General features: G+C 70.3%; 26 protein-coding genes. 5 read left to right on the top strand and 21 right to left on the bottom strand.

Annotation, left to right across the window (positions count from 1 at the left end; all coding sequences use genetic code 11):
* Nucleotide 1: 1 nt before the first annotated feature.
* The 14 genes from ACIPC1_RS21305 to ACIPC1_RS21240 all read right to left on the bottom strand — a co-directional run bounded on the left by ACIPC1_RS21305 (nucleotide 2) and on the right by ACIPC1_RS21240 (nucleotide 14,482).
* Nucleotides 2-904: an ABC transporter permease gene (locus tag ACIPC1_RS21305; RefSeq protein WP_402519083.1), complete on the bottom strand. Its 903-nt coding sequence runs from the start codon at nucleotides 902-904 to the stop codon at nucleotides 2-4.
* Entirely contained in the window at nucleotides 891-1,679 is a 789-nt protein-coding gene (locus ACIPC1_RS21300) for an ABC transporter ATP-binding protein (protein ID WP_391890704.1), read from the bottom strand. The genes ACIPC1_RS21305 and ACIPC1_RS21300 overlap by 14 nt, the downstream gene beginning before the upstream one ends.
* Before the next feature lie 36 nt (nucleotides 1,680-1,715).
* A complete protein-coding gene (locus ACIPC1_RS21295) occupies nucleotides 1,716-2,825 on the bottom strand; it encodes an aliphatic sulfonate ABC transporter substrate-binding protein (protein WP_402519081.1) in 1,110 nt (369 codons plus the stop codon).
* A 230-nt stretch (nucleotides 2,826-3,055) separates the two neighbouring features.
* Nucleotides 3,056-4,411, bottom strand: a complete 1,356-nt coding sequence (locus tag ACIPC1_RS21290; RefSeq protein WP_402519079.1) for a sulfate adenylyltransferase subunit 1 — start codon at nucleotides 4,409-4,411, stop codon at nucleotides 3,056-3,058.
* Between the two features lie 2 nt (nucleotides 4,412-4,413).
* Nucleotides 4,414-5,349, bottom strand: coding sequence for a sulfate adenylyltransferase subunit CysD (gene cysD, locus ACIPC1_RS21285; RefSeq protein ID WP_402519077.1), 936 nt, complete (start codon nucleotides 5,347-5,349; stop codon nucleotides 4,414-4,416).
* Nucleotides 5,346-5,882 (bottom strand): adenylyl-sulfate kinase, encoded by a 537-nt coding sequence (gene cysC / locus ACIPC1_RS21280; RefSeq protein ID WP_402519536.1) that lies wholly within the window; start codon nucleotides 5,880-5,882, stop codon nucleotides 5,346-5,348. Before cysC ends, cysD begins: the two co-directional genes overlap by 4 nt.
* Nucleotides 5,883-5,998: 116 nt before the next feature.
* Nucleotides 5,999-6,709 carry a phosphoadenylyl-sulfate reductase gene (locus ACIPC1_RS21275; RefSeq protein ID WP_402519075.1) on the bottom strand — a complete coding sequence of 237 codons (711 nt, stop codon included), beginning with the start codon at nucleotides 6,707-6,709 and terminating at the stop codon, nucleotides 5,999-6,001.
* The gene (locus ACIPC1_RS21270) at nucleotides 6,706-6,885 is read right to left on the bottom strand and encodes a hypothetical protein (protein WP_365426650.1); all 180 of its coding nucleotides are present in this window, start codon (nucleotides 6,883-6,885) and stop codon (nucleotides 6,706-6,708) included. Before ACIPC1_RS21270 ends, ACIPC1_RS21275 begins: the two co-directional genes overlap by 4 nt.
* A complete protein-coding gene (locus tag ACIPC1_RS21265; RefSeq protein WP_402519073.1) occupies nucleotides 6,882-8,576 on the bottom strand; it encodes a nitrite/sulfite reductase in 1,695 nt (564 codons plus the stop codon). Before ACIPC1_RS21265 ends, ACIPC1_RS21270 begins: the two co-directional genes overlap by 4 nt.
* A gap of 135 nt (nucleotides 8,577-8,711) precedes the next feature.
* Complete coding sequence (locus ACIPC1_RS21260) at nucleotides 8,712-8,795, bottom strand: putative leader peptide (protein WP_311203059.1); 84 nt, start codon at nucleotides 8,793-8,795, stop codon at nucleotides 8,712-8,714.
* A 162-nt stretch (nucleotides 8,796-8,957) separates the two neighbouring features.
* Complete coding sequence (locus tag ACIPC1_RS21255) at nucleotides 8,958-9,530, bottom strand: GNAT family N-acetyltransferase (protein ID WP_402519071.1); 573 nt, start codon at nucleotides 9,528-9,530, stop codon at nucleotides 8,958-8,960.
* A gap of 91 nt (nucleotides 9,531-9,621) precedes the next feature.
* The gene (locus tag ACIPC1_RS21250; protein WP_402519069.1) at nucleotides 9,622-11,010 is read right to left on the bottom strand and encodes a hypothetical protein; all 1,389 of its coding nucleotides are present in this window, start codon (nucleotides 11,008-11,010) and stop codon (nucleotides 9,622-9,624) included.
* Nucleotides 11,011-11,216: 206 nt separating this feature from the next.
* Complete coding sequence (locus ACIPC1_RS21245; RefSeq protein ID WP_402519067.1) at nucleotides 11,217-12,515, bottom strand: GAF domain-containing protein; 1,299 nt, start codon at nucleotides 12,513-12,515, stop codon at nucleotides 11,217-11,219.
* A gap of 332 nt (nucleotides 12,516-12,847) precedes the next feature.
* Complete coding sequence (locus tag ACIPC1_RS21240; protein ID WP_402519065.1) at nucleotides 12,848-14,482, bottom strand: acyl-CoA dehydrogenase family protein; 1,635 nt, start codon at nucleotides 14,480-14,482, stop codon at nucleotides 12,848-12,850.
* Nucleotides 14,483-14,499: 17 nt separating this feature from the next.
* On the opposite strand from ACIPC1_RS21240, the gene ACIPC1_RS21235 reads away from it, so the two are divergent.
* On the top strand, nucleotides 14,500-15,669 hold the full coding sequence (locus ACIPC1_RS21235) for a YihY/virulence factor BrkB family protein (RefSeq protein ID WP_402519064.1): 1,170 nt from the start codon (nucleotides 14,500-14,502) through the stop codon (nucleotides 15,667-15,669).
* 155 nt (nucleotides 15,670-15,824) lie between these two features.
* On the opposite strand, the gene ACIPC1_RS21230 is transcribed toward ACIPC1_RS21235, so the two are convergent.
* Nucleotides 15,825-16,673, bottom strand: a complete 849-nt coding sequence (locus tag ACIPC1_RS21230; protein WP_402519063.1) for an NAD(P)H-binding protein — start codon at nucleotides 16,671-16,673, stop codon at nucleotides 15,825-15,827.
* 80 nt (nucleotides 16,674-16,753) lie between these two features.
* Here ACIPC1_RS21230 and ACIPC1_RS21225 point away from each other — a divergent pair, with 80 nt between their 5' ends.
* Both ACIPC1_RS21225 and ACIPC1_RS21220 read left to right on the top strand, forming a co-directional pair.
* Complete coding sequence (locus ACIPC1_RS21225; RefSeq protein ID WP_402519061.1) at nucleotides 16,754-17,689, top strand: AraC family transcriptional regulator; 936 nt, start codon at nucleotides 16,754-16,756, stop codon at nucleotides 17,687-17,689.
* A 10-nt stretch (nucleotides 17,690-17,699) separates the two neighbouring features.
* Nucleotides 17,700-18,386 (top strand): helix-turn-helix domain-containing protein, encoded by a 687-nt coding sequence (locus tag ACIPC1_RS21220; RefSeq protein WP_402519059.1) that lies wholly within the window; start codon nucleotides 17,700-17,702, stop codon nucleotides 18,384-18,386.
* 26 nt (nucleotides 18,387-18,412) lie between these two features.
* Here ACIPC1_RS21220 and ACIPC1_RS21215 read toward each other — a convergent pair whose 3' ends face one another.
* A complete protein-coding gene (locus tag ACIPC1_RS21215) occupies nucleotides 18,413-18,814 on the bottom strand; it encodes a VOC family protein (protein WP_402519058.1) in 402 nt (133 codons plus the stop codon).
* A 136-nt stretch (nucleotides 18,815-18,950) separates the two neighbouring features.
* Here ACIPC1_RS21215 and ACIPC1_RS21210 point away from each other — a divergent pair, with 136 nt between their 5' ends.
* A complete protein-coding gene (locus tag ACIPC1_RS21210; protein WP_402519057.1) occupies nucleotides 18,951-19,559 on the top strand; it encodes a hypothetical protein in 609 nt (202 codons plus the stop codon).
* 233 nt (nucleotides 19,560-19,792) lie between these two features.
* Here the strand turns inward: ACIPC1_RS21210 and ACIPC1_RS21205 are convergent, their stop codons facing one another.
* From ACIPC1_RS21205 to mmuM, 3 genes are all read right to left on the bottom strand, one after another.
* On the bottom strand, nucleotides 19,793-21,373 hold the full coding sequence (locus ACIPC1_RS21205) for an amidase (RefSeq protein ID WP_402519055.1): 1,581 nt from the start codon (nucleotides 21,371-21,373) through the stop codon (nucleotides 19,793-19,795).
* Nucleotides 21,370-21,654 (bottom strand): hypothetical protein, encoded by a 285-nt coding sequence (locus ACIPC1_RS21200; RefSeq protein WP_402519053.1) that lies wholly within the window; start codon nucleotides 21,652-21,654, stop codon nucleotides 21,370-21,372. The genes ACIPC1_RS21205 and ACIPC1_RS21200 overlap by 4 nt, the downstream gene beginning before the upstream one ends.
* A 205-nt stretch (nucleotides 21,655-21,859) precedes the next feature.
* The gene (gene mmuM / locus ACIPC1_RS21195) at nucleotides 21,860-22,783 is read right to left on the bottom strand and encodes a homocysteine S-methyltransferase (RefSeq protein WP_402519052.1); all 924 of its coding nucleotides are present in this window, start codon (nucleotides 22,781-22,783) and stop codon (nucleotides 21,860-21,862) included.
* Between the two features lie 138 nt (nucleotides 22,784-22,921).
* Here mmuM and ACIPC1_RS21190 point away from each other — a divergent pair, with 138 nt between their 5' ends.
* Nucleotides 22,922-23,704, top strand: a complete 783-nt coding sequence (locus ACIPC1_RS21190) for a class I SAM-dependent methyltransferase (RefSeq protein WP_402519050.1) — start codon at nucleotides 22,922-22,924, stop codon at nucleotides 23,702-23,704.
* 35 nt (nucleotides 23,705-23,739) lie between these two features.
* On the opposite strand, the gene ACIPC1_RS21185 is transcribed toward ACIPC1_RS21190, so the two are convergent.
* A complete protein-coding gene (locus ACIPC1_RS21185) occupies nucleotides 23,740-24,585 on the bottom strand; it encodes a hypothetical protein (protein ID WP_402519048.1) in 846 nt (281 codons plus the stop codon).
* Nucleotides 24,586-24,825: 240 nt separating this feature from the next.
* Entirely contained in the window at nucleotides 24,826-25,653 is an 828-nt protein-coding gene (locus ACIPC1_RS21180) for an oxidoreductase (protein WP_402519046.1), read from the bottom strand.
* Between the last annotated feature and the right edge of the window lie 479 nt (nucleotides 25,654-26,132).

Here is a 26,132-nt window from a genome sequence, read left to right as displayed (position 1 = left end):
CTCAGCTCTTCACCAACAGACCACGGCTGCGCAGTACCCACCGCTCCAGCGGGCTGAAGAGCAGCAGGTCGATGGCGATACCGACGAACAGGATGAGCAGGATGGCGAGGAAGACGGTCGCCATGTCGCTGTTGTTGCGGCCGTTCTCCAGCAACTGGCCGAGCCCCACGCCCAGATCGGGGAAGCTCGCGATGATCTCCGCCGCCATCAGCGAACGCCATGCGAACGCCCAGCCCTGCTTCAGTCCCGCCACATAGCCCGGTAGGGCGGCGGGCATGACGACATGCCAGGTGCCGCGCAGACCCGTCGCGCCCAGCGTGCGTCCCGCGCGCAGATACAGCGGCGGCACCTGGTCGATGCCGGAGACCAGACCGTTGGCGATCGAGGGGACCGCGCCGAGCAGGATCACCGCGTACATCATCGAGTTGTTCAGGCCCAGCCAGATCACTGCCGGCGGGACCCACGCCACCGAGGGGAGGGACTGCAGGCCCGACAGGATCGGGCCGATCGCCGCGCGGATGAACTTCACGCGCGCCACCAGGAGACCCAGCGGGGTACCGATGACGAGTGCGAGGACGAAGCCGGCCAGGCCGCGCGAGACGCTCGTCCAGATGTAGCCGAGCAGCTTGCCCTCCAGCCAGGCCTGCTGGATCTGGTCCCAGACGGCGCCCGGTGAGGGCAGCTTGCTCGGGTCGGTGACGACCTTGAACGAGATCAGCGCCTGCCACACCAGCAGCACCAGCGCGACGGCGATGATCGGCGGCAGGATCTTCTGGACGAAGGTCTGCCGGAAGGGAGTTCGGCCCGTGTGGGTCGTCTCCAGGGCGTCGAGGCCCGCCTCCAGACCGGCGAGGTCGTGGGTGTCCTTGACGACCGCGTCGGTCTTGGTCTCAGTGCTGGCCATGACGGCGGATCTCCCCACGCAGTTCTTCGGTGATCTCGACGGACAGCTCGGCCACGGCCGTGTCCTCGATGCGGCGCGGCTGCGGGATCTCCACCGTCCACTCGCGCGCGATCCGTCCCGGACGTGAGGAGAGCAGGACGACGCGCTCCGCGAGCCGTACCGCCTCGCGCACGTTGTGCGTCACGAACAGCACCGACACGTTCGTCTCGCGCCAGATGCGGGTCAGTTCGTCGTGCAGCACATCTCGTGTGATGGCGTCGAGTGCCGCGAACGGCTCGTCCATCAGGAGCAGTTGGCTGTCCTGGGCGAGGGCGCGGGCCAGCGCGACACGCTGGCGCATACCGCCGGACAGCTCGTGCACGCGCTTGCCGTACGCGCCCTTGAGGCGGACGAGTTCGAGCAGTTCCTCGGCCTTCTCACGCCGCTCGGTCTTGGCAACGCCCCGCAGTCGCAGGGCGAGTTCGATGTTCTTGCCCGCGGTCAGCCACGGGAAGAGCGCGTGCTCCTGGAACATCAGGGCCGGGCGGCCGTTCGTCGAGATGCTGCCGGCGGACGGAGCGTCGAGCCCCGCCACCAGGTTCAGCAGCGTCGACTTGCCACAGCCCGAGGCCCCCAGGAGGGTGACGAACTCGCCCGGCGCGACATCGAGGGTGATGTCGTCGAGGACCAGCTGCTGCCCGGCGGGCCCGGCGAATGACTTCGAGACGTGCTCGATACGGGTGGCGTGCTCTACCGCTTCGGCGCCGTCGGCAGCCTTGGCGAGTGTGGTGGCCATGGTCGTCACCTCCTGGGAACTCATCGGGGACCGGGCTTACTTGACGCCGAGACCGGCGTCGTCGACCGGGCTCTCGCCCTCGGCCTTGAGGACCTTGTTGAGCAACGTCAGGTCGTAGATGCCGTCAAGGTCGGGCTTCTCCAGCAGACCCGCCTTCACCGCGTGGTCCGCCTCCGAGTTGAGGGTGGAGGCGAGCGGGTCGTTGAGGAACTGGATGGACTTCCACGCCGGGTCGAGCACATTCGCCGGAAGCTCAGCGCCGGAGTCGATCTTGAGCTGCGCGTTCGCGGAGGCCTTCGCCTCGTCCGGGTTGGCGTTGATCCACTTGTTGGTCTCGACCGAGCCCTTCAGCACGGCCTCGACCACGTCCGGGTGCGCCTTGAGGAACTTCTGCGACACGATGATGTTCGTGATCACGAACTTGTTGTCCGGCCACAGGTCCGCCTCGTCGAGGAGCACCTTGCCGCCCGCGGCGACCAGCTTGGACGCGGTCGGCTCCGGCACCCAGGCGCCGTCGATGGAGCCGTTCTTGTAGGCGTCCGGGGTGACCTTGTTGTCCGTCCGGACGACCGACACATCGCCCTTGCCGCTCTCCGCGTCGACCTTCCAGCCCTGGTCGGCGATCCAGTTCAGCAGCGCCACGTCCTGCGTGTTGCCGAGCTGCGGGGTGGCGATCTTCTTGCCCTTGACGTCCGCCAGGGTCTTGATCTTGTCCGGGTTGACCACCAGCTTCACGCCGCCGGAGGCCGAGCCGCCGATGATGCGCAGGTCCGTGCCCTTGGACTTGGTGTAGCCGTTGATGGACGGCGAGGGGCCGATCCAGCCGATGTCGATGGAGCCCGAGTTCAGCGCCTCGATCTCGGAGGGGCCTGCGTTGAAGATCGCGTACTCGGCCTTCGTGGCACCGAGCTCCTTCTGGAAGAAGCCCTTCTGGTTGCCCACCAGCGCGGTCGCGTGGGTCAGGTTGCCGAAGTAGCCGATCTTCACGGAGTCGAGACCGTCGATCTTCTCGGCGCCGGCGGCGACCTTCGAGGTTCCCTCGTCCTTGGAGTCGGAACCGTAGCCGCAGGCGGCGAGGGTGAGGAGAGGCAAGGCGGCCAGCAGGGCGAGGCCGCGCTTCACTGAAGCTGAGCGGATGGCAGGCACGGGAGGTATTCCCCTCGTTGGCCCGGCGGTCACGGGTTCGGTGCGTGGCCGGGAAGGTCGACAGGTCTTCGTCGCGTCCGCGACGTCGGGTGGGGGGACGGGGCGCGCAAGCGGTGCGCGTACGTCATCGCGCACATCGCGCGACTCCGCCCTGCCCGCTGCCGAGGGCGCCGCTGCCGACGCGGCCGCCTTCCTTCGCGAACGTGGAGTAGAAGTCTCTGAGGCTCATGTCAGAAGTCCCAGCCGTCGTCGTCGGTCTCGGACTTGACCGGCTCCGGCGAGGCGAACGACTCGCCGACCATGCCCGCGGTCAGCGTGGTGCCGTCGGCCGGGTCGATCAGGATGAACGCGCCGGTGCGCCGCGAGTCGGCGTACGAGTCGAGCGGCAGCGGTTCGGCGGTACGGATCTTCACGCGGCCGATGTCGTTGGCGACGAGCTGTCCGGGGTGCGGGTGCAGGGACAGGTCGTCGAGGGTCAGCCGGGACGGGATGTCCTTGACGATCGCCTTGACCGTGCGGGTGCCGTGCTTGAGCAGCACGCGATGGCCGACGACCAGAGGCGCGTCGGCGACATGGCAGACCGTCGCCTCGACGTCCTGGGTGATCGGCGGCGCGTCCGTGGTCGGCACGATCAGGTCGCCGCGCGAGATGTCGACGTCGTCATCGAGGAGGAGGGTCACCGACTGCGGGGTCCAGGCCACGTCGACCGGCGTGCCCAGCAGATCGATCCCGGCGATCGTCGACGTACGCCCGGACGGCAGAACCGTGACCGGGGAGCCGACGCGGAAGGTACCGGACGCGATCTGACCCGCGTAACCCCGGTAGTCCGGATGCTCGGCGGTCTGCGGGCGGATCACGTACTGCACGGGCAGCCGGGCGTGGCAGCTCGCCAGGTCGTGGCTGACCGGGACCGTCTCCAGGTGCTCAAGGACCGTCGGACCGCCGTACCAGTCCATGTTCGCGGAGGGCTCCACCACGTTGTCACCGGTGAGCGCCGAGATCGGGATCGCGGTGATCTCGGGGACGCCCAGCTCGGAGGCGTACGCCGTGAACTCCTCGGCGATCGCCGCGAAGACGGACTCCTTGTACTCGACGAGGTCCATTTTGTTGACGGCGAGGACGACGTGCGGCACGCGCAGCAGGGCGGCGACGGCGGCGTGCCGGCGGGTCTGCTCGATGACGCCGTTGCGGGCGTCCACGAGGACGACGGCCAGGTCGGCGGTGGAGGCGCCGGTGACCATGTTCCGCGTGTACTGCACGTGCCCGGGGGTGTCGGCCAGGATGAACCGGCGGCGTGCGGTGGCGAAGTAGCGGTAGGCGACGTCGATCGTGATGCCCTGCTCACGCTCGGCGCGCAGACCGTCGGTGAGGAGGGCGAGGTCGGGGGTGTCCTGGCCGCGGCTGGCGGAGACGCGTTCCACGGCCTCCAGTTGATCCGTGAGGACCGACTTGGAGTCGTGCAGCAGACGTCCCACGAGGGTGGACTTGCCGTCGTCGACGGAGCCCGCCGTCGCGAAGCGCAGCAGCGTGGTCGCCGACAACTGCTCGACCGACAGGGGCTCGGTGGGTTCGGTGGTGCTGGTCATGTCTAGAAGTACCCCTCGCGCTTGCGGTCTTCCATCGCGGCCTCGGACATCTTGTCGTCGGCGCGGGTGGCGCCGCGTTCGGTGAGGCGGGAGGCGGCGATCTCGGCGATGACGGCGTCCAGGGTGGTGGCGTCGGAGTCGACGGCGCCGGTGCAGGACATGTCACCGACGGTGCGGTAGCGGACGAGCCGCTTCTCCACCGTCTCGCCGTCCTTGGGGCCGCCCCACTCACCCGCGGTGAGCCACATGTTGGACCGCTTGAACACCTCACGCTCGTGCGCGAAGTAGATGTCGGGCAGCTCGATCCCTTCGCGGGCGATGTACTGCCAGACGTCCAGTTCGGTCCAGTTGGAGAGGGGGAAGACGCGGACGTGTTCGCCGGGTGCGTGGCGGCCGTTGTAGAGCTGCCAGAGTTCGGGGCGTTGGCGGCGGGGGTCCCACTGGGAGAACTCGTCGCGCAGCGAGAAGACCCGCTCTTTCGCGCGGGCCTTCTCCTCGTCGCGGCGTCCGCCGCCGAACACGGCGTCGAACCGCTCGGACTGGATCTTCTCCGTCAGCGGCAGGGTCTGAAGCGGATTACGTGTCCCGTCGGGGCGTTCGCGCAGCACACCGCGGTCGATGTAGTCCTGTACGGAGGCCACATGGAGGCGCAGCCCATGTGCGGCGACCGCACGGTCGCGGTACTCCAGCACCTCGGGGAAGTTGTGGCCGGTGTCCACATGCAGCAGCGTGAAGGGGATCGCGGCGGGCGCGAAGGCCTTCAGCGCGAGGTGCAGCATGACGATGGAGTCCTTGCCGCCGGAGAAGAGGATCACCGGCCGTTCGAACTCGCCCGCCACCTCGCGGAAGATGTGCACCGCCTCGGACTCCAAGGCGTCCAGGTGGGACAGCGCGTACGGGCTGCCGGTCTCCTGGGAGACAGTCACGACGGTCGTCATGCGAGACCCCTCTCGGCGAGCAGCGCATGCAGCGCGGCCGCGGACTCCTGCACGGTCTGGGTGTGCGACTCGATGCGCAGATCGGGCGACTCGGGCTCCTCGTACGGGTCGTCGACCCCGGTGAGCCCCGAGATCTCGCCCGCCGCCTGCTTGGCGTACAGGCCCTTCACGTCCCGCTCGCTGCACACCTCGACCGGCGTCGCGACATGCACCTCGAGGTACGCCGCCCCACTGACCTGGTGACGCTTGCGCACCGCCTCGCGGCTGTCGGCGTACGGAGCGATCACCGGAACCAGGGCCTTGACACCGTTGCGGGCGAGCAGGTCGGCGACGTAGCCGATGCGCTGCACGTTCGTGTGCCGGTCCGCGCGGTCGAAGCCGAGGCCCGCCGTCAGGAACGTACGGATCTCGTCGCCGTCGAGCACCTCGACGCGGTGGCCCTCCTCGCGCAGCCGCCCGGCGAGTTCGTACGCGATGGTGGTCTTGCCGGCACTCGGCAGACCCGTGAGCCAGATGGTGGCTCCGGTCGTCACTTGCTTCTCCTGGGAGATCCGGGGGTTCTCGGCGGTCGCGGTCGTACCGGCCGTCTTCGTGGGCGTACCGGCGGTCTTCGTCGTCGCGCTCGTCGCGGCCGCCCTCGTGGTCGCGGTCATCCGTGCAGCCCGCACTCGGTCTTCGAGCGGCCGGCCCAGCGGCCGGCCCGCGCGTCCTCGCCCTCAAGGACCTGGCGGGTGCAGGGCGCGCAGCCCACGGAGGCGTAACCGTCCATCAGCAGCGGGTTGGTGAGTACGCCGTGTTCGGCGACGTACGCGTCCACGTCGTCCTGCGTCCAGCGGGCGATCGGGGAGATCTTGACCTTGCGGCGCTTCTCGTCCCAGCCGACGACCGGGGTGTTCGCCCGGGTCGGGGACTCCTCGCGGCGCAGGCCCGTCGCCCAGGCGCTGTACTTGGTGAGCCCCTCCTCAAGGGGCTTGACCTTGCGCAGCGCGCAGCACAGGTCGGGGTCGCGGTCGTGCAACCGGGGGCCGTACTCGGCGTCCTGCTCGGCGACCGTCCGGCGCGGGGTGAGCGTGATGACGTTGACGTCCATCACGGCCTCCACGGCGTCCCGGGTGCCGATGGTCTCCGGGAAGTGGTAGCCGGTGTCGAGGAAGACGACGTCCACTCCGGGGAGGGCGCGGGAGGCGAGATGGGCGACCACCGCGTCCTCCATGGAGGAGGTCACGCAGAACTTCGCGCCGAAGGTGTCGACCGCCCACCGGAGGATCTCCAGGGCGGAGGCGTCCTCCAGGTCGCGCCCCGCCTGCTCGGCGAGACTCCTCAAGTCCTCGTCCGTGCGCTCTTCCTGAATCGTCGTCATATCTCTGCCCCTCCATCGTCATTCCGCTGAAGACCCCGGGACAGCAACCCGAGGAACTTCAGCTGAAAGGCCCGATTGCACGCTGCGCATTCCCACGCGCCGTGGCCCTGCTCGCTGGGACGAAGGTCTTCGTCACCGCAGTAGGGACAGTAGAAAGGGGCGGCCCGCTCGCTCATGTCAGCGACTCCTCGCCGGCACGCGTGGCCCAGGTGGCGAAACGCTCGCCGTCCTCACGCTCCTCCTGGAAGCGCTTGAGAACCCGCTCGATGTAGTCGGGCAGCTCGTCCGAAGTGACCTTCAGGCCGCGGACCTTGCGGCCGAACGCGGCCTCAAGACCGAGCGCGCCGCCCAGGTGCACCTGGAAGCCCTCGACCTGGTTGCCCTCGCCGTCCAGGACCAACTGGCCCTTAAGACCGATGTCCGCGACCTGGATACGGGCGCAGGCGTTCGGGCAGCCGTTGATGTTGATGGTGATCGGCTCTTCGAACTCGGGGATACGGCGCTCGAGTTCGTCGATCAGGGAGGCACCGCGCGCCTTGGTCTCGACGATCGCGAGCTTGCAGTACTCGATGCCGGTGCAGGCCATCGTGCCGCGCCGGAAGGGGGAGGGCTTGACCCTGAGGTCGAGAGCCTCAAGCCCCGCCACCAGCGAGTCGATCTGCTCCTGTTCCACGTCCAGGACGATCATCTTCTGCTCGACGGTGGTCCGCAGGCGGCCCGAGCCGTGCGCGGCGGCCAGCTCGGCGATCTTGGTGAGGGTGGCGCCGTCCACGCGGCCCACGCGCGGCGCGAAACCGACGTAGAAGAGGCCGTCCTTCTGCCGGTGCACACCGACGTGGTCGCGCCAGCGGGCGACCGGCTGGTCGGGCGCGGGACCGTCGAGAAGCTTCCGCTTGAGGTAGTCGTCCTCCAGGATCTGGCGGAACTTCTCGATGCCCCAGTCGGCGACCAGGAACTTCAGGCGGGCGCGGGTGCGCAGCCGCCGGTAGCCGTAGTCGCGGAAGATCGAGATGACGCCCTCGTAGACGTCCGGGACCTCGTCCAGCGGGACCCAGGCGCCGAGCCGCTGGCCGATCTTGGGGTTGGTGGAGAGGCCGCCGCCGACCCAGACGTCGAAGCCGGGGCCGTGCTCCGGGTGGTTCACGCCGACGAAGGCGATGTCGTTGATCTCGTGCGCCACATCCAGCAGCGGTGAGCCGGAGATCGCGGACTTGAACTTGCGGGGCAGGTTCGAGAAGTCCTTGTTGCCGATGATCCGGCGGTGGATCGCGTCGATCGCGGGCGTGCCGTCGATGATCTCGTCCTCGGCGATCCCGGCGACGGGCGAGCCGAGGATGACGCGGGGCGTGTCACCGCAGGCCTCGGTCGTGGAGAGCCCGACCGCTTCGAGGCGCTCCCAGATCTCCGGGACGTCCTCGATGCGGATCCAGTGGTACTGCACGTTCTGCCGGTCGGTGAGGTCGGCGGTGCCGCGCGCGAACTCCTGCGAGATCTCGCCGATGACCCGCAGCTGCTCGGTGGTCAGCCGCCCGCCGTCGATGCGCACGCGCAGCATGAAGTACTTGTCGTCCAGCTCCTCCGGCTCCAGGATCGCGGTCTTGCCGCCGTCGATCCCGGGCTTGCGCTGGGTGTAGAGGCCCCACCAGCGCATCCGGCCGCGCAGGTCGTTCGGGTCGATCGAGTCGAAGCCGCGCTTGGAGTAGATCGTCTCAATGCGTGTCCGCACATTGAGACCGTCGTCGTCCTTCTTGAACTGTTCGTTGCCGTTGAGCGGGGTGAAGTGACCCACGGCCCACTGACCCTCACCGCGGTGACGGCTCACCTTGCGGCGGGGCGCGGCGGGGGGATTCTGCGGGGTGGCGGCCATGGTTGATACGTCCTTCGGGACTGCGGGGACAGGAAGGAGAGCGGCCCTCGCCTGCGTGAACGAGCACATACGGAAGTACGTGCGCCTCATTGCGCAGGGGGAGGCAAACGGGAAATGCCGGCTGCGCCGGGGCTGTCAGCTTGCCGGACAGATGGCGCTGGACACACGGCCGAGGTCGACGTGCCGCCGACTCACCAAGGCAATCCCAGTTCCAGACATGACGGAAGCGTGTCACGGGGGTCTCGGGGCAGTCCACCGTCATCCATCATGTGGACACCCTGGTCCCGGATCGTGAGACATAGATGTGGTTGGTCACATGACCGGGCGCCCCGTGCCGCCGAGGTCCGTCAAGATCCCTTGACGGCGCAGGTCGGTGCTGGTTCAGACGGCCCGCGCCCCCGGCCACGGGCCCGGTGCGGCCACCTCAGTCTCCTGGGTCACCTCGGTGTCGAAGAGCCTGAAACCGCGCCGCAGGTAGTTGTCCCTCGCATGCTCCCCGTCCTTGCTGCAGGTATGCAGCCAGACCCGCTTGGTCCCGGCGCGCTCCGGCAGGCGCTCCGCCAGGTCCCAGGCCCGCGCGACACCGTAGGAGAGGAGGTGTCCGCCGATCCGGCGCCCTCGGAAGGCGGGGATCAGCCCGAAGTAGGCGATCTCCACGACACCGTCGTCCTGCGGGTCGAGCTCCACGTACCCGGCGGGCGTCCCACGGTCGTATGCAACCCAGGTCTCCACGCCCGATTTGGCCAGGAGTTCCTGCCACCGCTCGTACGACCAGCCGAGCCGGTCGGTCCAGCGGATGTCCCCGCCGACCGACGCGTACAGGAACCGGCTGAACTCGGGCGAGGGGACCTCGGCGCGGACGATCCGGACGTCCCCGGCGGGCGCGATCGCGGGGAGCAGATCGGTCGGCGTCGTCTGCTCAAGGGACCAGGTGGTCACGGTGACGTTGCTCATGCGAGCCAGGGAACCACGGGGGTGATGGCGCCTCCAAAGCGGGCTTTGCCCGGCCGCTCCGGCGCCGACCGTCCGCCGCTGCGGGGCGTTCCTATTCGAGCGAGCTGTCGACCGAGGGCAGCGGAACCGCATAGAGAACCCGCCCCGCGGCCGTGTCGGTGCCCGCCGCGCCGGTCAGCGTCCAGAGCTCGTTCGTCGCCTGCCAGTAGGACAGGGACGCGGTGCCCAGGCCCCAGCAGGCGTACGACAGGTCCGTGGTGCACGTGGCCGCTTCGGCGCCGCTGTCCGTCTGGCGCCAGAGGGTGGCGTGCCTGGTGTCACCGGCCGGTGTCTGGGCGACGTACCACTCGGCCTCGTCCGCGCCGTCCGGCCGGTGCGAGAGGACGCCGGACACTCCGGTGGCCTTGGTCTCGTAGACCTCGGCCGGGTCGACCCGGCCCTGGGAACCGGCGGCGAGCAGGCCGGTGCGGTCGGCCGCGGTGCTGTACGGGTAACGCCAGACGCGGGCGCGGTCCGTGCTGTCGGGGGTGGACAACTCGGTGGCGACCAGGCTGTCCGGCGTCGAGGTGCGGTCCAGGGAGAGCGAGCCGAAGCAGGGGACGGACTCGTCGTCGCCGGTCGTACAGGAGCCGCCGGCCAGGTCGTACGACGCAATGGCCGGCAACACGTACTGGTAGCCGTCCGCCGAGTAACCATCGCTCACTCTGCCGATCGCGCCGCTGTTCACGTCGGTCTTGAGGATGCGGCGCATGTCGAAGGCGAGCAGGGCCGTGCCGTTGCGGGCGGTGACGATCAGCTTGTCCTGATACCAGACCATGCCGCCCAGGCCCGAGCGGACCGCCTCGAAGTCCTTCCCGCCGTTCTGCGGTAGGACGAGCAGGGCGTAGCGGTACGTGAGGGCGTGCGGGTCGGTCGTATCGATGAACGCGATCCGGGCGAGGCCCTCGTCGTACGTCGGCTCACCCGTCCGGGGGTCGTCGGCGGCCTGCTGGTCCTGGTGCGTCCAGCCGGCCAGGATCACCCGGTGGTCGCCCCAGGTGCCGTCCTCGTAAGCGTCCCCGGAGGTCGTGACGGACCGTGGCAGCCACTGCCGGGCCGTCGCGTCGGCACTGTCCCAGCAGTACGCGCGCGTGGCCGTCGGCTCGACGGGCAGCGCGGCGCGCTCGGAGTCGGCGCAGTCGCCCTCGTTCCGCATCGAGTGATCGGCGCTCGCCAGCACGGCGGCGACGCCTACGTTCCCGCCCATACGCCGGGTGAGCGTGTCCAGCGTTCTCAGGTCGGCCGGGTTCTCGTCGAGGCGGAGCTGTGCGGTCTGCGAGGAGGAGGTGAGCGGGGTCAGCGCGCCCGGACTGCCGCTGCTCGTGGCCTGGGAGGCGCTGATCAGGGTGGCCGCCGCGGTGAGCGCGAGGGCGGTTCCGGCCAGCGTGGCCCGCAGTGCCTGACCCCTCCTACGACGACGATGCCTGCCGCGCTGCTTCATGCGTCCTCCCGAGTCAGGCCAACTGCCTCTCGCACTCGGTGCGTTGACGGAGAGGCGGGTGGGGTGGCCTGTGAGGGGATGCTACGGCAGAGACCCACGGGCCAGGTCCCGTACACCACAAGACACCGACGAAATACGTATGCGGTGGACGCTTCTACCCCCATTCGCCCCCACCCTCCCCCCCACTCGCACCCCCCGAGCGGCCTTCACTCCTCACGAACCCGCGCGTTCACCACCGTGGGTGCCGTCGAATGCGGCAGCAGGCCGGTCGGGTCGTCGGGGAGGACGACCTCGACCTCCACCTCCTCGCGGAAGCGGTAGGGGCGGTGGTCGAGGAGCCCCGTGAGACGGCGCCGGAGCCGGGAGAGTTCGGCACGGACCGTGACCGTGCGGGTCCGGTCGCCGAAGAGGTCGAGGGCGAGCTCGGCGGCGCTGCGCCCCGGACGGTGCACGGCCAGCACGTACAGCAGTTCGGCGTGACGCGGACTCAGGTCCTGTGCCCAACTGCCCGCCGCACCGGCCACGGTGGCGCAGGGCCGCCGGATGTCGCTGAGGTCGAGGACCACACGGCTCGCGCACCCCGAGGTGTCGGCCTCGGCGACCCGGAGCAGCCAGCCGCCGGGCAGCGGCTCCACGACGCAGGTCCCGAGGGACGGCAGCCAGTAACGGCCCGCGCCGAAGGAGTTGGGCAGGGCGACCCGGTCGACGGGCGGCATCCCCGTGACGGCCGCGAGCCAGCCGTGCGTGTCCACGACCAGCGCCTTGCCGTCCAGTCGGCACAGGACGGGCGCGGCCACCGCGCGCAGCCGTTCGATGGACACCAGATGCCGGCGGCGTAGTTCACTTTCGGCCAGCCGGGACACCGAGTCGACCAGTGCGAGGGTGGCCGGATGGAACGTACTCTGCGGCCCGCTCACGTCGATGATGCCCAGCAGCTGTCCGTCCCGCGGGTCGTGCACCGGCGCGGCGGCGCAGGTCCAGTTGTGCAGGCTGCGCAGGAAGTGCTCGGCCGAGTGCACCTGGACGGCGGCCCTGGAGGTCAGCGCGGTGCCGATCGCGTTGGTGCCCGTCGTGTCCTCGCTCCAGGCGGCGCCCTCCTCCAGGCAGATGGTGTCGGCCCGGCGCAGCACACCGGCGTTGCCCTCGCGCCACAGCACCCGGCCCTCCGGGTCCGTGACCACCATGATCTGCAGGGAGGCGTCGGCGACCGAGCCGAGACCGCGGCTGAGGACCGGCATCACGTCGGCGAGCGCGGTCGAGGTGCGGCGGTGCTCGATCTCCTCCGTCTGCAACAGGGCGCTGTCCGTGCCCTGTTCGGGATTGACGCCGAATCGTTTCACCCGTTGCCAGGACTGACCGATGACGGGACGGGGCGCGATCGTGGAACGTTCACCTCTGACCGTCGCTGCCCAGGTTTCCTGGAGGCGCCGCGCCGTTTCGGACGCGTCCAGCGGAGCGAACCGGGCGAGGTTGAACGATGCCGGGTCGAACGATGTGGTCTTCACTTGGGCTCTCCCGAAACCGGTACCGCGTACCAACCGCGTCCAAGGTGTGACGCCGCCGTCGTCCCACATCGTGCCTGCTCCCGGCCGCCGACGCCGGGGGTTCGCACAAGGTGCGCAGAAGGAATGCAACGGTCTGCAACTCTCGCCAACGGTCACAAGTTCCCCTGAAAATGACATTGGCGTCGCCCGTGCGGCGCCGGCGCTCCTTAAACGGAGCCTGAAAAGCGGGGGTGGTGCCGTGTCGGCGCAGCACCACCCCCGTGCCAGCCGGCCAGCGAACCGGCCGCTGAACAGCGGGTCAGGAACTCCCCCCCACACACCCCGCAGGGCGATCAGGACACCGGCCGTGCCCGCTCCACCACCGTGGCCAGATCCAGACTGTGCGGCAGTGTGCCGAAGGCCGAGCCCCAGTCGCCGCCCAGGCGTGAGGCGCAGAACGCGTCGGCGACCTCCGGCGGCGCGTGCTGGACGAGCAGCGCCCCCTGGAGCACCGACGCGACCCGCTCGGCCACCCGGCGGGCGCGGCCCTCGATCCCTTCCAGGTCGGCGAGTTCGGTCAGCAGGTTCTTGATCGCCCCGTCCAGCCGGTGGTCGGCGCCGCGCGCCCGCCCCACCTCCCGCAGGTACGCGTCGAGTGCACCCGGCTCCCGCTGGAGCGCCCGCAGCACGTCAAGCGCCTGGACGTTGCCCGCGCCCTCCCACACCGAGTTGAGCGGCGACTCGCGCAACAGCCGCGGCATGCCGGACTCCTCGACGTACCCGTTGCCGCCCAGGCACTCAAGGGCCTCGACCGCCACCGGCGTACACCGCTTGGTCACCCAGTACTTGGCGGCCGGCACCGCGAGCCGCAGGAACGCCAGCTCCCGCTCGCTCCCGTCGTCGTAAGCGGCGGCAAGGCGCAGCGCGAGTGTCGTCGCGGCCTCGGACTCCAGCGCCAGATCCGCCAGTACGTTCCTCATCAGCGGCTTGTCGACGAGCTTGCCGCCGAACGCCTCGCGGTAGGTGCAGTGGTGCACGGCCTGCGCGACGGCCTGGCGCATCAGCGCGGCCGAACCGAGCACACAGTCCAGACGGGTCGCCGCGACCATCTCGATGATGGTGCGCACCCCGCGGCCCTCGTCCCCGACCCGGCGGGCCCAGGTCCCGTCGAACTCGACCTCGCTCGACGCGTTCGACCGGTTGCCGAGCTTGTCCTTGAGCCGCTGGATGCGGAAGACATTGCGCGTGCCGTCCGCCAGGACCCGGGGCACGAGGAAACAGGTCAGCCCGTCCGGTGCCTGCGCCAGTACCAGGAAACCGTCCGACATCGGCGCCGAGCAGAACCACTTGTGGCCCGTCAGCTCGTACGTCCCGTCCTCGGCGAGCGGTCGCGCGGCCGTCGTATTGGCGCGTACGTCGCTGCCGCCCTGTTTCTCCGTCATGCCCATCCCGAAGAGCGCGCCGGGCTTTTGGTCGGCAGGGACCAGGTCCTGGTCGTAGACGGTGGAGGTCAGCCGTGGCTCCCACTCGGCGGCCAGCGCCGGGTCGGTGCGCAGCGCGGGCACCGCCGCGTGGGTCATCGACAGCGGGCAGCCGTTGCCGGCCTCGGCCTGCGTCCAGACCACGAAACCGGCGGCGCGCCGCACATGCCCGCCGGGCCGCGACCAGGCGGCCGTCAGCCCGGCCGACACCCCCTTGCCGAGGAGCCGGTGCCAGGACGGATGGAACTCGACCTCGTCGATCCGGTTGCCGTAGCGGTCATGGGTGCGCAGCTTGGGCGGGTTCTCGTTGGCCAGTACGCCCCACTCCTGTACCTGGGCGGAGCCTGAGGTGCGTCCGAGCGCCGACAGCTCCTCGCGTGCCTCGTCGAGGAGGGGTGGATCGAGGTGCCGTTCGACCGCCTCCACGAGGGCCCGGTCGGCGGCAAAGACGTCATATCCGACCAGCGGCGGAGGCTGGTTGGTCACGGTGTGGGTGGTGGCTGACATACGGATACGGTAAGGACGTGCACCAGGCAAAAGAAACACCTGAACGGCCTCCCTCGGGTCGTCTTCACCGCGCCAAGGCGCTGTACAGGAACGTGTCGAAGCGCAGGACCGCCTGGCTGCTGCTCAAGGACACCGTCAACTCGTGCATGGAGTACCGGATCCTGGGTCTGGCAGCGGAGGCGGCGTTCTTCACCCTCCTCTCCGTGCCGCCACTGCTGCTGAGCATGATCGGTCTGCTCGGCTACGTGGACGACTGGACCGGCGCCGACACGATCGCCAGCCTGGAGAACAACATCCTGGAGGCGGCGCGCACGATCCTCTCCGACAAGGGTGTGCACGACATCGCCGAGCCGATCCTGCACGACGTGACGAAGGGCGGCCGCCCCGACATCATCTCTCTCGGCTTTCTGTTCGCCCTGTGGTCGGGCTCGCGCGCGGTGAACGTCTTCATCGACACCATCACCGTGATGTACGGCCTCGACGGCACCCGCGGGATCGTGAAGACCCGCATTGTGTCGTTCCTGCTCTTCATCGTGGCGCTGCTGATCGGCTCGATCGCGCTGCCGCTGATGGTGGCGGGCCCGGACGCGGTGGTGAACATCGTGCCGTGGTCGGAGACGGTCGTGCAGATCCTGTACTGGCCCGTCGTCATCGTCCTCGGGATCGTCTTCCTGACCACGCTGTACCACGTGTCGGTGCCGGTGCGTTCCCCGTGGGTCGAGGACGTGCCGGGCGCCCTGGTGGCCCTCGCCATGTGGGTCGTCGGCAGTCTCATTCTCCGCGTCTACCTGACCAACACGGTCGAGGGCCCCACGATCTACGGCTCGCTCGCCGCGCCTGTCGCCGTCCTGCTGTGGATCGGCGTGTCCGCGTTCGCCGTCCTGGTCGGCGCGGCCGTCAACGCCGCCATCGACCGCGTCTGGCCGGCCGCCGCCACGGCAGCGGCCCGTGCCAACAACGAACGCCTGCGCGAGGCCCAGGTCGCCGAGTACGTCGCCCGCGTCTCCGCGTCCCGCTCCTACGACGCCGAGTTCGACGACTCCGACGACCCGGACATGCCCTCCGAGTTCCCGGAGCGCTGGTCCCGTTTCCTACCGCCGGAGGACGTGACCTCCCGGCTGCGGGCGCATGTGAAGAACACGCATCGCCCGCAGCACAAGAACGGGGATGTGCCGCCGGGGGAGTGACCCCAGCCGGGCGCTGACACCACCTGGGGCTGACGCACCGGGGACTGACGCCACTTGGGGCTGACGCACCGAGGATTGACGCACCGGGGACTGGCGCCACTTGGGGCTGACGCACCGAGGATTGACGCACCGAGGACTGACGCCACCGGAAGGGCTCAGGCCTTCCAGGTTCCGGCCGCCGCGGCCTCCCGGGCGAAATCCGTGAAGTCGCGCGGTTCGTGCCCCAGGACCCGCTGGACGCCGTCCGAGAGATGGGCGTTGCGGCCGTCGAGGAGGCCCTCGAAGATCTCGACGAGGAGCTCGACCTCCTGGGGCGGCACCCCGAACCCGGCCAGGATGTCGCCGTACTGCCGCGCCGTCACCGGGACGTACCTCAGCTCGCTGCCCGTCGCCTTCGAGATCTCCGCGACCGCGTCGCGGAAGGTCAGCAACCGGGGCCCCGAGAGGGCGAGTTCCTGCCCGATGTACCGGTCGCCCGAGGCCAGCGCGGCGACCACGACGTCCGCGATGTCCCGGACGTCGATGAACGGCTCCTGCACCTCACCGGCCGGGAACACCAGCTCCCCGTGGACCAGCCCCTCCACCAGCGGACCCTCGCTGAAGTTCTGCGCGAACCACGCCGCCCGTACGACCGTCCAGTCCGCGCCCGAGGTCCTGAGCGCCTCCTCGGTCGCGTGCGCCCGCTCCTCGCCCCGCGACGACAGCAGCACAAGCCGCCGCACGCCGAGCCCGACCGCCTCGCGTGCCAGGGCGCCGACCGCCTCGGTGGCGTCCGGGGAGCCGACGTCCGTGGGGTGGGCGAGATAGGCCGCGTCGGCGCCGCGCAGAGCGTCCGCCCACGTCGAGCGGTCCGCCCAGTCGAAGCGGGTGCCCTGGGAACGGGACCCCGCCCGCACCGTGAGCCCGGCCGCCCGCGCGGCCTCCGCGACCCGGCTGCCCGTGCGCCCGGTGGCGCCGGTGACCAGTACCGTCATGTCCTTCGTACCTGCCGTGTTCTGCGTCATACGGACAGTGAACTTCGGTGCCCCGCAAGGAACCATCGCTGAACCGCTCATTCCCATATGTGCGCGTCTACGCTGGCCCCATGGACGCACTCGCAGGCCTCCTGGAGGGCCCACGGGCCCGTGGCGCCTTCATGATCCGTGCGTGCTTCGACCCGCCCTGGGGCATCCGCGTCGAGGACCGCGCCCCTCTGACGATCATGCTGCTTGTCCGCGGAGACGCCTGGATCACCGCGGACGGTGGAGAGCGGGTGCGGCTGAACGCGGGAGACGTCGCCATCGCGCGCGGCCCTGACCCGTACACCGTGGCCGACGACCCGGGAACGGTCCCGCAGGCGGTGATCCTGCCGGGCGGCGAGTGCAGCTACCCCGACGGGCGCTCTCTGAAGGGCCACTGGGACCTCGGTGTCCGCAGCTGGGGCGACCGGCTCGACGGGGCCGCGGTGATGCTGATCGGGACGTACATGATGCAGGGCGAGATCAGCGGCAGGCTGCTCGACGCCCTGCCGCCGCTCCTCACGCTCACCGCCGAGGTGTGGGACTGCGCGCTCACCGCCATCCTCGCCGAGGAGATCGTCCGCGACGAACCCGGCCAGGAGGTCGTCCTCGACCGGCTGCTCGACCTGCTGGTCATCGCCGCGCTGCGGGCCTGGTTCTCCCGCCCCGAGGCCGAGGCGCCCGCCTGGTACCAGGCTCTGGCGGACCCCGTGGTGGGCCGTGTCCTGCGGCTGGTCCAGGACGACCCGGCCCACCCCTGGACGGTCGCGACCCTCGCCGCCAAGGCCGGCGTCTCCCGCGCCGCGCTCGCCCGCCGCTTCAGCGAACTCGTCGGCGAGCCCCCGATGACCTACCTGACCGGCTGGCGCCTCGCCCTCGCCGCCGACCGGCTGCGCGACACCGGGGACACCATCGGCGCGATCGCCCGGCAGGTCGGCTACGGCAGCGCGTTCGCGCTCTCCAGTGCCTTCAAGCGGGTGTACGGGGTCAGCCCGCAGGAGCACCGGACGCGAGCGGCGTAGCGTGTCGTACGTGTACGCGGAGAGGGCGTCCCGGCTCACCGGTGCCGTGGTGTGGACGAACACCCCGGCCGCGCCCGGAGCGCGGCCCGTACTGCCCGACGGGTGCATGGACCTGCTGTGGAACGAGGGGCGGCTGCTGGTCGCCGGTCCTGACACACATGCGTACGTCCCGGAGGGCATGCCTGGTGGCTGGGCGGGCGTCCGTTTCTTTCCCGGCACCGCGCCCGCGCTCCTCGGCGTGCCGGCCCACGAACTCCGCGATCAGCGCGTGGAGGTGGCGGACATCTGGCCTGCCTCGGAGGTACGACGGCTTACCGCGCGGGTCGACTCCGCGGCCGACCCCGTGAGCGCACTCGAAGAGGTGGCGCTGGCACGGGCGGCCGATGCCGAGCCCGCCGACCCACTGCTCCGAGAGGTCGTGGCGGCCCTGGACGCGGGCCGCCCGGTGGCCGCCGTCGCTGACGAACTCGGTCTGGGCGCCCGACAGTTGCATCGACGTTCGCTGGCCGCGTTCGGGTACGGGCCCAAGATGCTGGCCCGCGTGCTGCGGCTCCAGCGGGCGTTGGCCCTCGCGCGGGACGGGGTGCCCTTCGCGGAGACGGCGGTCCGGGCGGGGTTCGCGGACCAGGCCCATCTGGCGCGGGATGTACGGGAGTTGGCGGGGGCGACGCTGGGGGAGCTGCTCGGACGCGGGTAGCGGCGGCCCTTGTTCGGGTTCCGCCGCTACGCGGTTTCCGGCAGTCGTGCGAACAGGTCGACGCCGTTGCCGTCCGGGTCCTGCACGACCGCGTACCGCATGCCCCAGACGGCGTCCCACGGCTTGAGCTCGCCGTGGTGGCCGGCGCCGACCAGGTCGTCGTACACGGAGTCGACCTCCGCCGGACTGTCGCAGAGGAAGGCGAGTGAAACCCGGCCACCGACGGCCGGGGGCCGGTACCCGGCGTGGAAGGACCGGATCACCTCGTCGGTGTCGAGGGCGAGCCGCAGTCCGCCGGGGAGTTCGGTCTCGACGTGCGGCTGGTCCTCGGAGCCCTCGGGAAAGGTGAGCCCGAGGCGCCGGTAGAAGGCGAGGGAGGCGGCCATGTCGGAGGCGGCGATACCGATCAGGTCGAATCGTGGAGTCATGCGGTCACGGTAGGCGGGGTGGGGGCGGGGAGTCTTGAAGGAATCGGACACGGGCCGGAGCGGGAGCCGGAGCAGTGTCCGAGTCCGGAGCAGTGTCCGAGTCCGGGTCCGGGTCCGGGTCCGGCAGGATGGTCGCATGATCCGAACCGTGCGTGTTCTGCTTCCGGCGCTGCTGCTCCCCGTGCTGCTCGCCGGCTGCGGCACGGAGAAGGCGGGGACCGGGACGCTCGACCCTGGCCCTGCCGGTCCCGGCCGGGCCGAACTCGACGCCCGCGCCCGGGCGTTGCAGATCGCACCGGAACTCGTGTACGTCACGGAGGTGGCGGGATTCACCCTGGCCCAGCAGTCGGTGGGTGTGTACGGCGGTGACGGTTTCTCCAGCGCGTACTGGTCCGAGAAGACCGGAGGTCAGATTCACCTCTACGTGGACCGGGGCACGGTGACGGCGGAGAGCTGTACGGGGTGTGAGCGGGACGGGGGCGGCTGGTACCGCACCGGGAGTGGGCAGCACGAGTACCTGCTCCCCGAGAAGGGGGACGTCGTCGTTCGGCTGAGCGCGGACTCGGCCTCGGTCACCCGAGCCGTCCTCCGCGGCGCCGCCACGGCGGCCCACCGCCCGGCGAACGTCGAACTGGCCGCCCTCTTCCCGACCCCCGCCCCGACCGCCACCACGCCGGTGGAACGCGGGGACCTTCCGCCGGTGGGCGACGGGGCGCCCAACAACGAGGTGGGGACGACGGGTTGAGACGGAGATACGCGGCCTGGCTCCCCAGTTCCCCGGAAACCGCCCCGGCGTCACGCCTTCCCGGCGGTCCGTCCGTGCGGGGTGTCGCGCCCCTGTCGGCCGTACGCCGTCTGCGTCGCCCCGGCGGTGCCCGTCGGCCATGACTCCGCCCTCCCGCCCGGCCTGTCGGCCTTGGCCGTTCTCCCTCCGCTGGGGCCCGGTCGGCCTTGACCCTCCGCCCCCGTCGGGCGGCGTCACGCGGAGGCCGCTGCCGCCTCCTCGGCCGAGAGCTGCGGCCGGACCGTCGCGGCCTTCAGCGTCGACGAGGCGGTCGTCGGGTCGGCCGGGCGCCGGGTATGCCAGTCGGTGACCGCCTGATACGCGGCCGCCACCTCCAACAGGCGGTCCTCCTCGTACGGTTGGCCGCCGAGGATCGCGCCGACGGGCACGCCGGCCGTGTCGAAGCCGATGGGGAAGCCGATTTCGGGCAGCCCGAGGATGTCGAACGGCACCGGACCGGTCTGAAGGAGCACATCGCAGCGGTCCATGAGCCCGTCGAGAACCTCCCGCAGCAGATGGTTCTTGGCGCGCTGAGCCGTGATCCACTCGTCGCCCGAGAGCATCAGCCCCTGGAGCCAACTCAGCAGCGACACACCGAACTTGGCCGGGTCCGTGCGCAGCCAGTGCCGGAACGGCTCGCTGCGCTCGGCGAGCCGGGCCGCGTTGAAGGTGCCGGTCAGCAGGTCCCAGTCGGTGGGATACGTGATGTCGACGAGCGTGACACCCGAGAGGGAGTCGAGCTTGTCGAGGAAGGCCCCGCGCAGGGTCTTCTGCGCGCTCAGGTAGTCGGCCGGCACACCGATCCGGGTCGCGCGGCGCAGCCGTACCGCACCGCCGCGTGAGACGACGGGCGTCGCGGACCGGATCAGATCGGGCACGTCCGGCAGCCCCAACGTGCGCGGGTCCTGGGCGTCCGGACCGGCCATGACCTGGAGCATCAGCGCCGCGTCCATGGCGTCGCGCGCGAGCGGTCCGGAGTGGTCGCGGGTGAAGGAGAGCGGAATGATGCCGTGGATGGACACCCGGCCCATGGTGGGCTTGAGGCCGGTCAGGTTCTGCTGGTTGGACGGCAGCACGATGGAGCCGCCGGTCTGCGTGCCGATCGACGAGGACGCGAGCCGCCCGGCCACCGAGCAGGCGGGCCCGGTCGAGGAGCCGCCCGGGTCGACACTCGGGTTCTCGGGCGTCCAGGCGTTGACCGTCGTCACCGTCCCGTTCGGCAGCGTCGCCCGGGTCGTGGCGAGCGGCCCCATCTGCCCCTTGCCCAGGACGATCCCACCTGCCGCCTTCAGCCGGGCGACCGCCGTGGCGTCCTCGTCCGGCACGAAGTCCTCGAAGATGTACGAGTTGCAGCGCGTCGGCACGCCCTTGGTGAAGTAGTTGTCCTTGATGCACAGGGGGATCCCGCACAGCACGCCACCCGTCCCGGCCTGCCCCCGGTCCGCCTTCCGCGCCGCCGCGAGCGCCGCGTCGCCGGTCACCTCGGCGTATGCCTGATACGTGGAGTCGTATCGCTGGATCCGCTCCAGATACGCCTCGGTCAGCGTCGCCGACGTCAGCTTTCCGCGCCGCATGAGGACGACGGCCTCGGCGAGGGTCGCCTCGGAGGGGTCCTGCTGGGCGGCCTTGCGTACGTCGATGTCGGGGACCCGGGGAGCGCCAGCGGCTGCGCCTGCGGGAGTTGCGCTTGCGGGAGGGGCGCTCTGGAGGGCGAGTCCGCTCGCCACCGCCGCCGAACTCGCCAGGAAGACACGTCTGTTGAGGGCACGGCTCATCGGTCGCCCGCCTTACCGGTCCAGGCCTCGGTGATGGACGGGTAGATGAGGGGTGGCGAGGCCTGCTGCGCGTACGCGGGGCTGTCGGCCGGCGGGGTCCACCCGGATATCGCGCCCGGGGTGGAGGCCACGAACGACCGCAGGGAGGCGAGCGTCTGGGCCTGCGTGGGCACCCCCGTGTCGGCGTCGAAGACCTCGGGCAGCAGGGAGAGATCGAAACCCGCCAGCGCGAGGCGGGTCCGTACGTAGGTGTCCAGTTGTTCGGCGGTGGGCTCGCTCAAGGTGTCTCCGTGGTCCGTGGTCCGCTCTGAATCGCTGACGAGTACACGGACTTCACCACCCGCCCGTGAAGTCTCCATTGAGCCCGTGCTTCACAGGAGTTACGCCAACCTCAGCGCCCCCTCAGCGCCCCAGCGTTCCCTCAGCTCCTTGAACGTCCCTTCAGCCCCTTCACCCCCTTGACCCCTTCAACCCCTCAGCGCCCTCTCAGCGCCCCAGCGCCTCGTGAATCCCGGTGATCGCTCCGGGCCCCACCCGGCAGCACCCTCCGATCAGCCGCGCCCCACCCCGGCGCCATCCCTCGACCTGGTCGGCGGTGAACGTAGACCGCCCACTCCACGCCCGCGCGTCCGCGTCCCACTCCTCGCCACTGTTCGGATAGACGACGACCGGCTTCCCGGTCACCCGCGCGGCTGTCTCGACCGCCGCGTCCACGTCCTGCGGGGTGCAGCAGTTCACGCCGACCGCGATGACCTCGTCGGCGTCGGCGGCCAGGGCGAAGGCCTCCGCCAGGGGCTGCCCGGCCCGTGTCCGGTCGCCGGCGACGCTGTACGACAGCCACGCCGGTACGCCGAGCCCGCGCACCGCCCGTAGCAGTGCCCGCGCCTCGTCCGCGTCCGGCACGGTCTCCAGGGCCAGTACGTCGGGCGCGGCGGCGGCCAGTACCTCCAGGCGCGGCCGGTGGAACCGCTCCAGCTCCGTGACGCTCAGCCCGTACCGCCCCCGGTACTCCGAACCGTCCGCGAGCATCGCCCCGTACGGCCCGACCGACGCGGCCACCCACAGCGGCCGTGTGACGCCCTTCAGGTGCGCGCGACGGGCGGCCTCGCGCGCCAACTCGACGCTGCGGCCGAGGAGTTCGGCCGCCTGTTCGCGCGGGAGCCCGCGCTTGGCGAAGCCCTCGAAGGTGGCCTGGTAGCTGGACGTGATCGCCACGTCGGCGCCCGCCTCGAAGTAGGCGAGGTGCGCCTCGACGATCGCCTCGGGCCGCTCCGCCAGCAGCCGCGCCGACCACAGCTCGTCGCTCAGGTCGTGACCGGCCGATTCGAGCTGGTTGGACATGCCGCCGTCGAGGACGACCGTGCCGGTGGAGAGGGCGTCGGCGAGGGTGCCGGTGCTGTCGCTGGTCATGTCATGACGCTAGTCGAAGCGGACGGAGACGCTTCCGGACGTCCCTCCGGACGTCCCTCCGGACGGGGCGTCCATCAAGCGGATATTTCGCCCACAATATGGGATGCGGGGCGGAGGGCCGCTGCCTAGCCTTGGGGCATGCTGCGAGACGTGTTCGACGAGGACCCCGAACTCTACGACCGTGCCCGCCCCGTCTACCCGCCTCCGCTGGTCGAGGCGTTGATCACCGCCGCAGGCCTGACCCCGGAAAGCCGCGTCCTGGAGGTGGGCCCCGGGACCGGACAGCTCACCGTCCCGCTGGCCCGGCTGGGCTGCCGGATCACGGCCGTGGAGCTGGGGCCCACGGTCGCCACGGTCACCCGGCGCAACCTGCGGCCCTTCCCGAACGCCCGTGTCGAGGTCTCGGCCTTCGAGGAGTGGCCCCTCCCGGAGGAGCCCTTCGACCTGGTGGTCTGCGCGACCGCCTTCCACTGGATCGACCCGGCGGTCCGGGTGCCCAAGGCGGTAGCCGCCCTCGCCCCGGGCGGCACACTCGCCCTCGTCACCACCGAGCACGTGGCCGGTGGGAGCTGGGACCAGGACTTCTGTGATCGGGTCCAAGGCTGCTACGAACGCTGGGACCCCACCACTCCGACCGGGCTGCGGATGCCGGACGAGTCCGCGCTGACCCCCGACACCGGCGAACTGGACCGCTCCGATCGCCTGGACGCGGTGGAGGTCCGGCGCTTCGCCCAGGAGATCACGTACTCGGCCCCCGAGTACCGCGACCTGCTGTGCACTTTCTCCAACCACCGTGACCTGGACCCCACCGCGCTGAGCGGCCTGCTGGACTGCGTCACGGACCTGATCGAGAACCGCAACGGGGGCAGCGTCACGAAGCGCACCCTGCACGAACTCATCACGGCGAGACGCGCGGCCTGAGCGGCCGCCGTGCCGACGTAGCCGAGACGTGGTGACTAGAAGGCGCCGACGACCTTGAAGTCCTGGTTGACGAAGACGTGGTGCGGCCAGTTGACGCCGATGTAATGGACCTCGTACTCGCCGTTGCTCAGCTGCACCACACGGTCGACGACGCCACCCGGGTAGGCGGCCAGTGCGGCTGCGGTGGCCTTGTCCGCGGTCGATCCGCTGACGATGGTCCCCTCGCCCTCGGTGTAGTTCGACGGGATCTGACCGTCCTGCTTCGCCTCGGAAGACGCACCCTGCTGGAACGGGACTACCCCTGCGGCCGTGGAGGCCGCGGCTCCGCCGTCGCCGTTCGGCTGGACGGTGACCTGGGAGGCCGTGATGGTCGTTCCGTCGGCCGTCCCGAGTACGAGGATGCTGGCGCCCGTCTTGACGGCACTTGCCGTGGTCGAGCTCGTCCCGTTCAGGTACGTCGTGGAGGACGCCTCGTTGACGGTCACCTTCTCGCCCGTGGCCGTGGTCAGGGTGAAGCCCGACGAGGTCACGCCGGTGACGGTGCCGAGCGCTCCTCCTTCGGCCGGTCCGGAGCGGGCGTTGGTTCCTCCGCCGCCCGCGGCGGGACCGCCGGCCGGTGGAGCGCTCGCGACGCTGCTGCCGGAGCTGACGGGCTCTGTCGTGGTTGCCGAGGGCGACGTGGCGAGGGCGACGGAAAGGCCGACCACCGCACACACGAGCGCGGTGGCGACGGTCCATGCGGTCTTCTTGGTCGTCAGCACGCGCCGTGCCTTGGCCAGGCGGGCTTCCTTGGGCTGTGTCGGCGGCTGTACCGGCGGCGGACTCGGAACGGGGCTGGTGGGGACGGGTTCGTTGGGGTTTCGCGGCTCGTGATCGCTCATGACGGCGCTCCTCTGGATAACGGTCCTGACTACAGAGTGCGAACCATTCATGTGAGGTACATGTAGGTAGTCTGAGATGTTCCTGTGACCAGAGAGGCCGGGCGTCCCGGCCAACCGCCCGGGACGCCCGTACCACTGTCATTGCCGCTGTTGCCGTCACGGCCGCCGTCACGCCTTGAACGTCGTGGACCGTTACGGCCGCTGACACCTCTCGAACGCCGTGGACCATTACGGCCGCCGTCATGCCTCGAACGCCGTGTCCCGAGCCACCTTCTCCCAGGCGGCGATCTCCACCCGCTGTGCGTCGATGTGGGCGACCACCGCGTCCAGACCGTCGCTGCCGAGGGGCAGCCGCAGCGGGGTGGGCTCGGCGGCGAGAGCGGTCAGGACCGCCGCCGCGGCCTTCGCCGGGTCGCCGGACTGGGAACCGTCGGACGTGGCGACCATCCGACGGATGGCGCCGACCGTGTCCGTGTAGTCGCCGATCTCCTCGCTGGCGGTCGCGTTGTCGAACAGGCTGGTGCGGAACGCGCCCGGCTCCACGATCAGGACCTTGATACCGAGCGGCCCCGCCTCGTGCGCCAGAGCCTCGGAGAAGCCCTCAAGGGCGAACTTCGTGCCGCTGTACGCCGAGAATCCCGCGAACGACATCTGTCCGCCCATGCTGCTCAGCTGCACGATCGCCCCCGAGCGCCGCTCCCGCATGTGCGGAAGCACGGCCCGCACCAGCGCGACCGGGCCGAAGAAGTGCAGCTCGAACAGCTCGCGCAGCTCGGCGTCCGTGGTCTCCTCGGCGGCGCCGACATGGGTCCGGCCCGCGTTGTTGACCAGCACGTCGATCCTGCCGTGCCGCGCCACCACGTCGGCCACGACGGAGGTGATCCCCGCCGGGTCCGTGACGTCGAGGGTGAGTGCCTCGACCTGTTCGGGGTGGGCCGCCACCAGGTCGGCCAGCGCCTCGGGCCTGCGGGCCGTGGCCACCACGAGATCTCCGGCGGCGACGGCCGCCTCGGTGAACGCCCGTCCGAAACCGCTGTTGGCGCCGGTGACCAGCCATACCTTGGCCATGTCCAACTCCCTTGTGGATTAGCTGCTTTCGAAGCCGCCAGGGCTTCGATACGTCGAGTCTCGCCGCAAACCCACTCGCCCGTCCAAGACCCGTCGTGATGGCCAATGGCTATGGCTACGGCCATGGGCCATGGACGTCCATGGGTGGGACCTGCGCCACGAGCCCGGCGGACGGTTCGGTGGACGCGGCGTTCGGGCGGCCGCCCATGCCGGACACGGAGCGTTACGGGTGGTTGGTGGTGGCCGAGGAGCCGCCGTCCCCGAGCCGGTTCGCTCCGGTACGGCCGCCCGACCTCGTCGGAGAAATTCTGAATTCCCGCGTACAGAAATCCTGAAGTGCTTTCCAGGAACTTCCCTTGTAACGGTCAAGAGTAATTCAACGACCTTCTCCGAAGAGGCAATCCAAACCTAGCCTAAGACCTCTTGTGTGTTGAATGTATCTGTTCAATGCGTCTGTTCAATGCGTCTGTTCATATATG

The organism is Streptomyces sp. NPDC087263 (assembly GCF_044744645.1).
Classification (GTDB): domain Bacteria; phylum Actinomycetota; class Actinomycetes; order Streptomycetales; family Streptomycetaceae; genus Streptomyces.
The sequence above is the reverse complement of the archived record's forward strand: the minus strand, read 5'-3'. Positions and strand labels throughout refer to the sequence as shown.

Bases quoted from the DNA above. Each gene is read 5' to 3' on its own strand.
- ACIPC1_RS21300 (WP_391890704.1), bottom strand. From the start codon at position 1,679: ATGGCCACCACACTCGCCAAGGCTGCCGACGGCGCCGAAGCGGTAGAG.
- ACIPC1_RS21305 (WP_402519083.1), bottom strand. From the start codon at position 904: ATGGCCAGCACTGAGACCAAGACCGACGCGGTCGTCAAGGACACCCAC.
- cysD (WP_402519077.1), bottom strand. From the start codon at position 5,349: ATGACGACCGTCGTGACTGTCTCCCAGGAGACCGGCAGCCCGTACGCG.
- ACIPC1_RS21185 (WP_402519048.1), bottom strand. From the start codon at position 24,585: ATGAGCGATCACGAGCCGCGAAACCCCAACGAACCCGTCCCCACCAGC.
- ACIPC1_RS21240 (WP_402519065.1), bottom strand. From the start codon at position 14,482: ATGTCAGCCACCACCCACACCGTGACCAACCAGCCTCCGCCGCTGGTC.
- ACIPC1_RS21265 (WP_402519073.1), bottom strand. From the start codon at position 8,576: ATGGCCGCCACCCCGCAGAATCCCCCCGCCGCGCCCCGCCGCAAGGTG.
- ACIPC1_RS21290 (WP_402519079.1), bottom strand. From the start codon at position 4,411: ATGACCAGCACCACCGAACCCACCGAGCCCCTGTCGGTCGAGCAGTTG.
- ACIPC1_RS21215 (WP_402519058.1), bottom strand. From the start codon at position 18,814: ATGACTCCACGATTCGACCTGATCGGTATCGCCGCCTCCGACATGGCC.
- ACIPC1_RS21230 (WP_402519063.1), bottom strand. From the start codon at position 16,673: ATGACGCAGAACACGGCAGGTACGAAGGACATGACGGTACTGGTCACC.
- ACIPC1_RS21190 (WP_402519050.1), top strand. From the start codon at position 22,922: ATGCTGCGAGACGTGTTCGACGAGGACCCCGAACTCTACGACCGTGCC.
- ACIPC1_RS21225 (WP_402519061.1), top strand. From the start codon at position 16,754: ATGGACGCACTCGCAGGCCTCCTGGAGGGCCCACGGGCCCGTGGCGCC.
- ACIPC1_RS21180 (WP_402519046.1), bottom strand. From the start codon at position 25,653: ATGGCCAAGGTATGGCTGGTCACCGGCGCCAACAGCGGTTTCGGACGG.
- ACIPC1_RS21205 (WP_402519055.1), bottom strand. From the start codon at position 21,373: ATGAGCCGTGCCCTCAACAGACGTGTCTTCCTGGCGAGTTCGGCGGCG.
- ACIPC1_RS21210 (WP_402519057.1), top strand. From the start codon at position 18,951: ATGATCCGAACCGTGCGTGTTCTGCTTCCGGCGCTGCTGCTCCCCGTG.
- ACIPC1_RS21275 (WP_402519075.1), bottom strand. From the start codon at position 6,709: ATGACGACGATTCAGGAAGAGCGCACGGACGAGGACTTGAGGAGTCTC.
- mmuM (WP_402519052.1), bottom strand. From the start codon at position 22,783: ATGACCAGCGACAGCACCGGCACCCTCGCCGACGCCCTCTCCACCGGC.
- ACIPC1_RS21270 (WP_365426650.1), bottom strand. From the start codon at position 6,885: ATGAGCGAGCGGGCCGCCCCTTTCTACTGTCCCTACTGCGGTGACGAA.
- ACIPC1_RS21250 (WP_402519069.1), bottom strand. From the start codon at position 11,010: ATGAAGCAGCGCGGCAGGCATCGTCGTCGTAGGAGGGGTCAGGCACTG.
- ACIPC1_RS21255 (WP_402519071.1), bottom strand. From the start codon at position 9,530: ATGAGCAACGTCACCGTGACCACCTGGTCCCTTGAGCAGACGACGCCG.
- ACIPC1_RS21260 (WP_311203059.1), bottom strand. From the start codon at position 8,795: ATGTCTGGAACTGGGATTGCCTTGGTGAGTCGGCGGCACGTCGACCTC.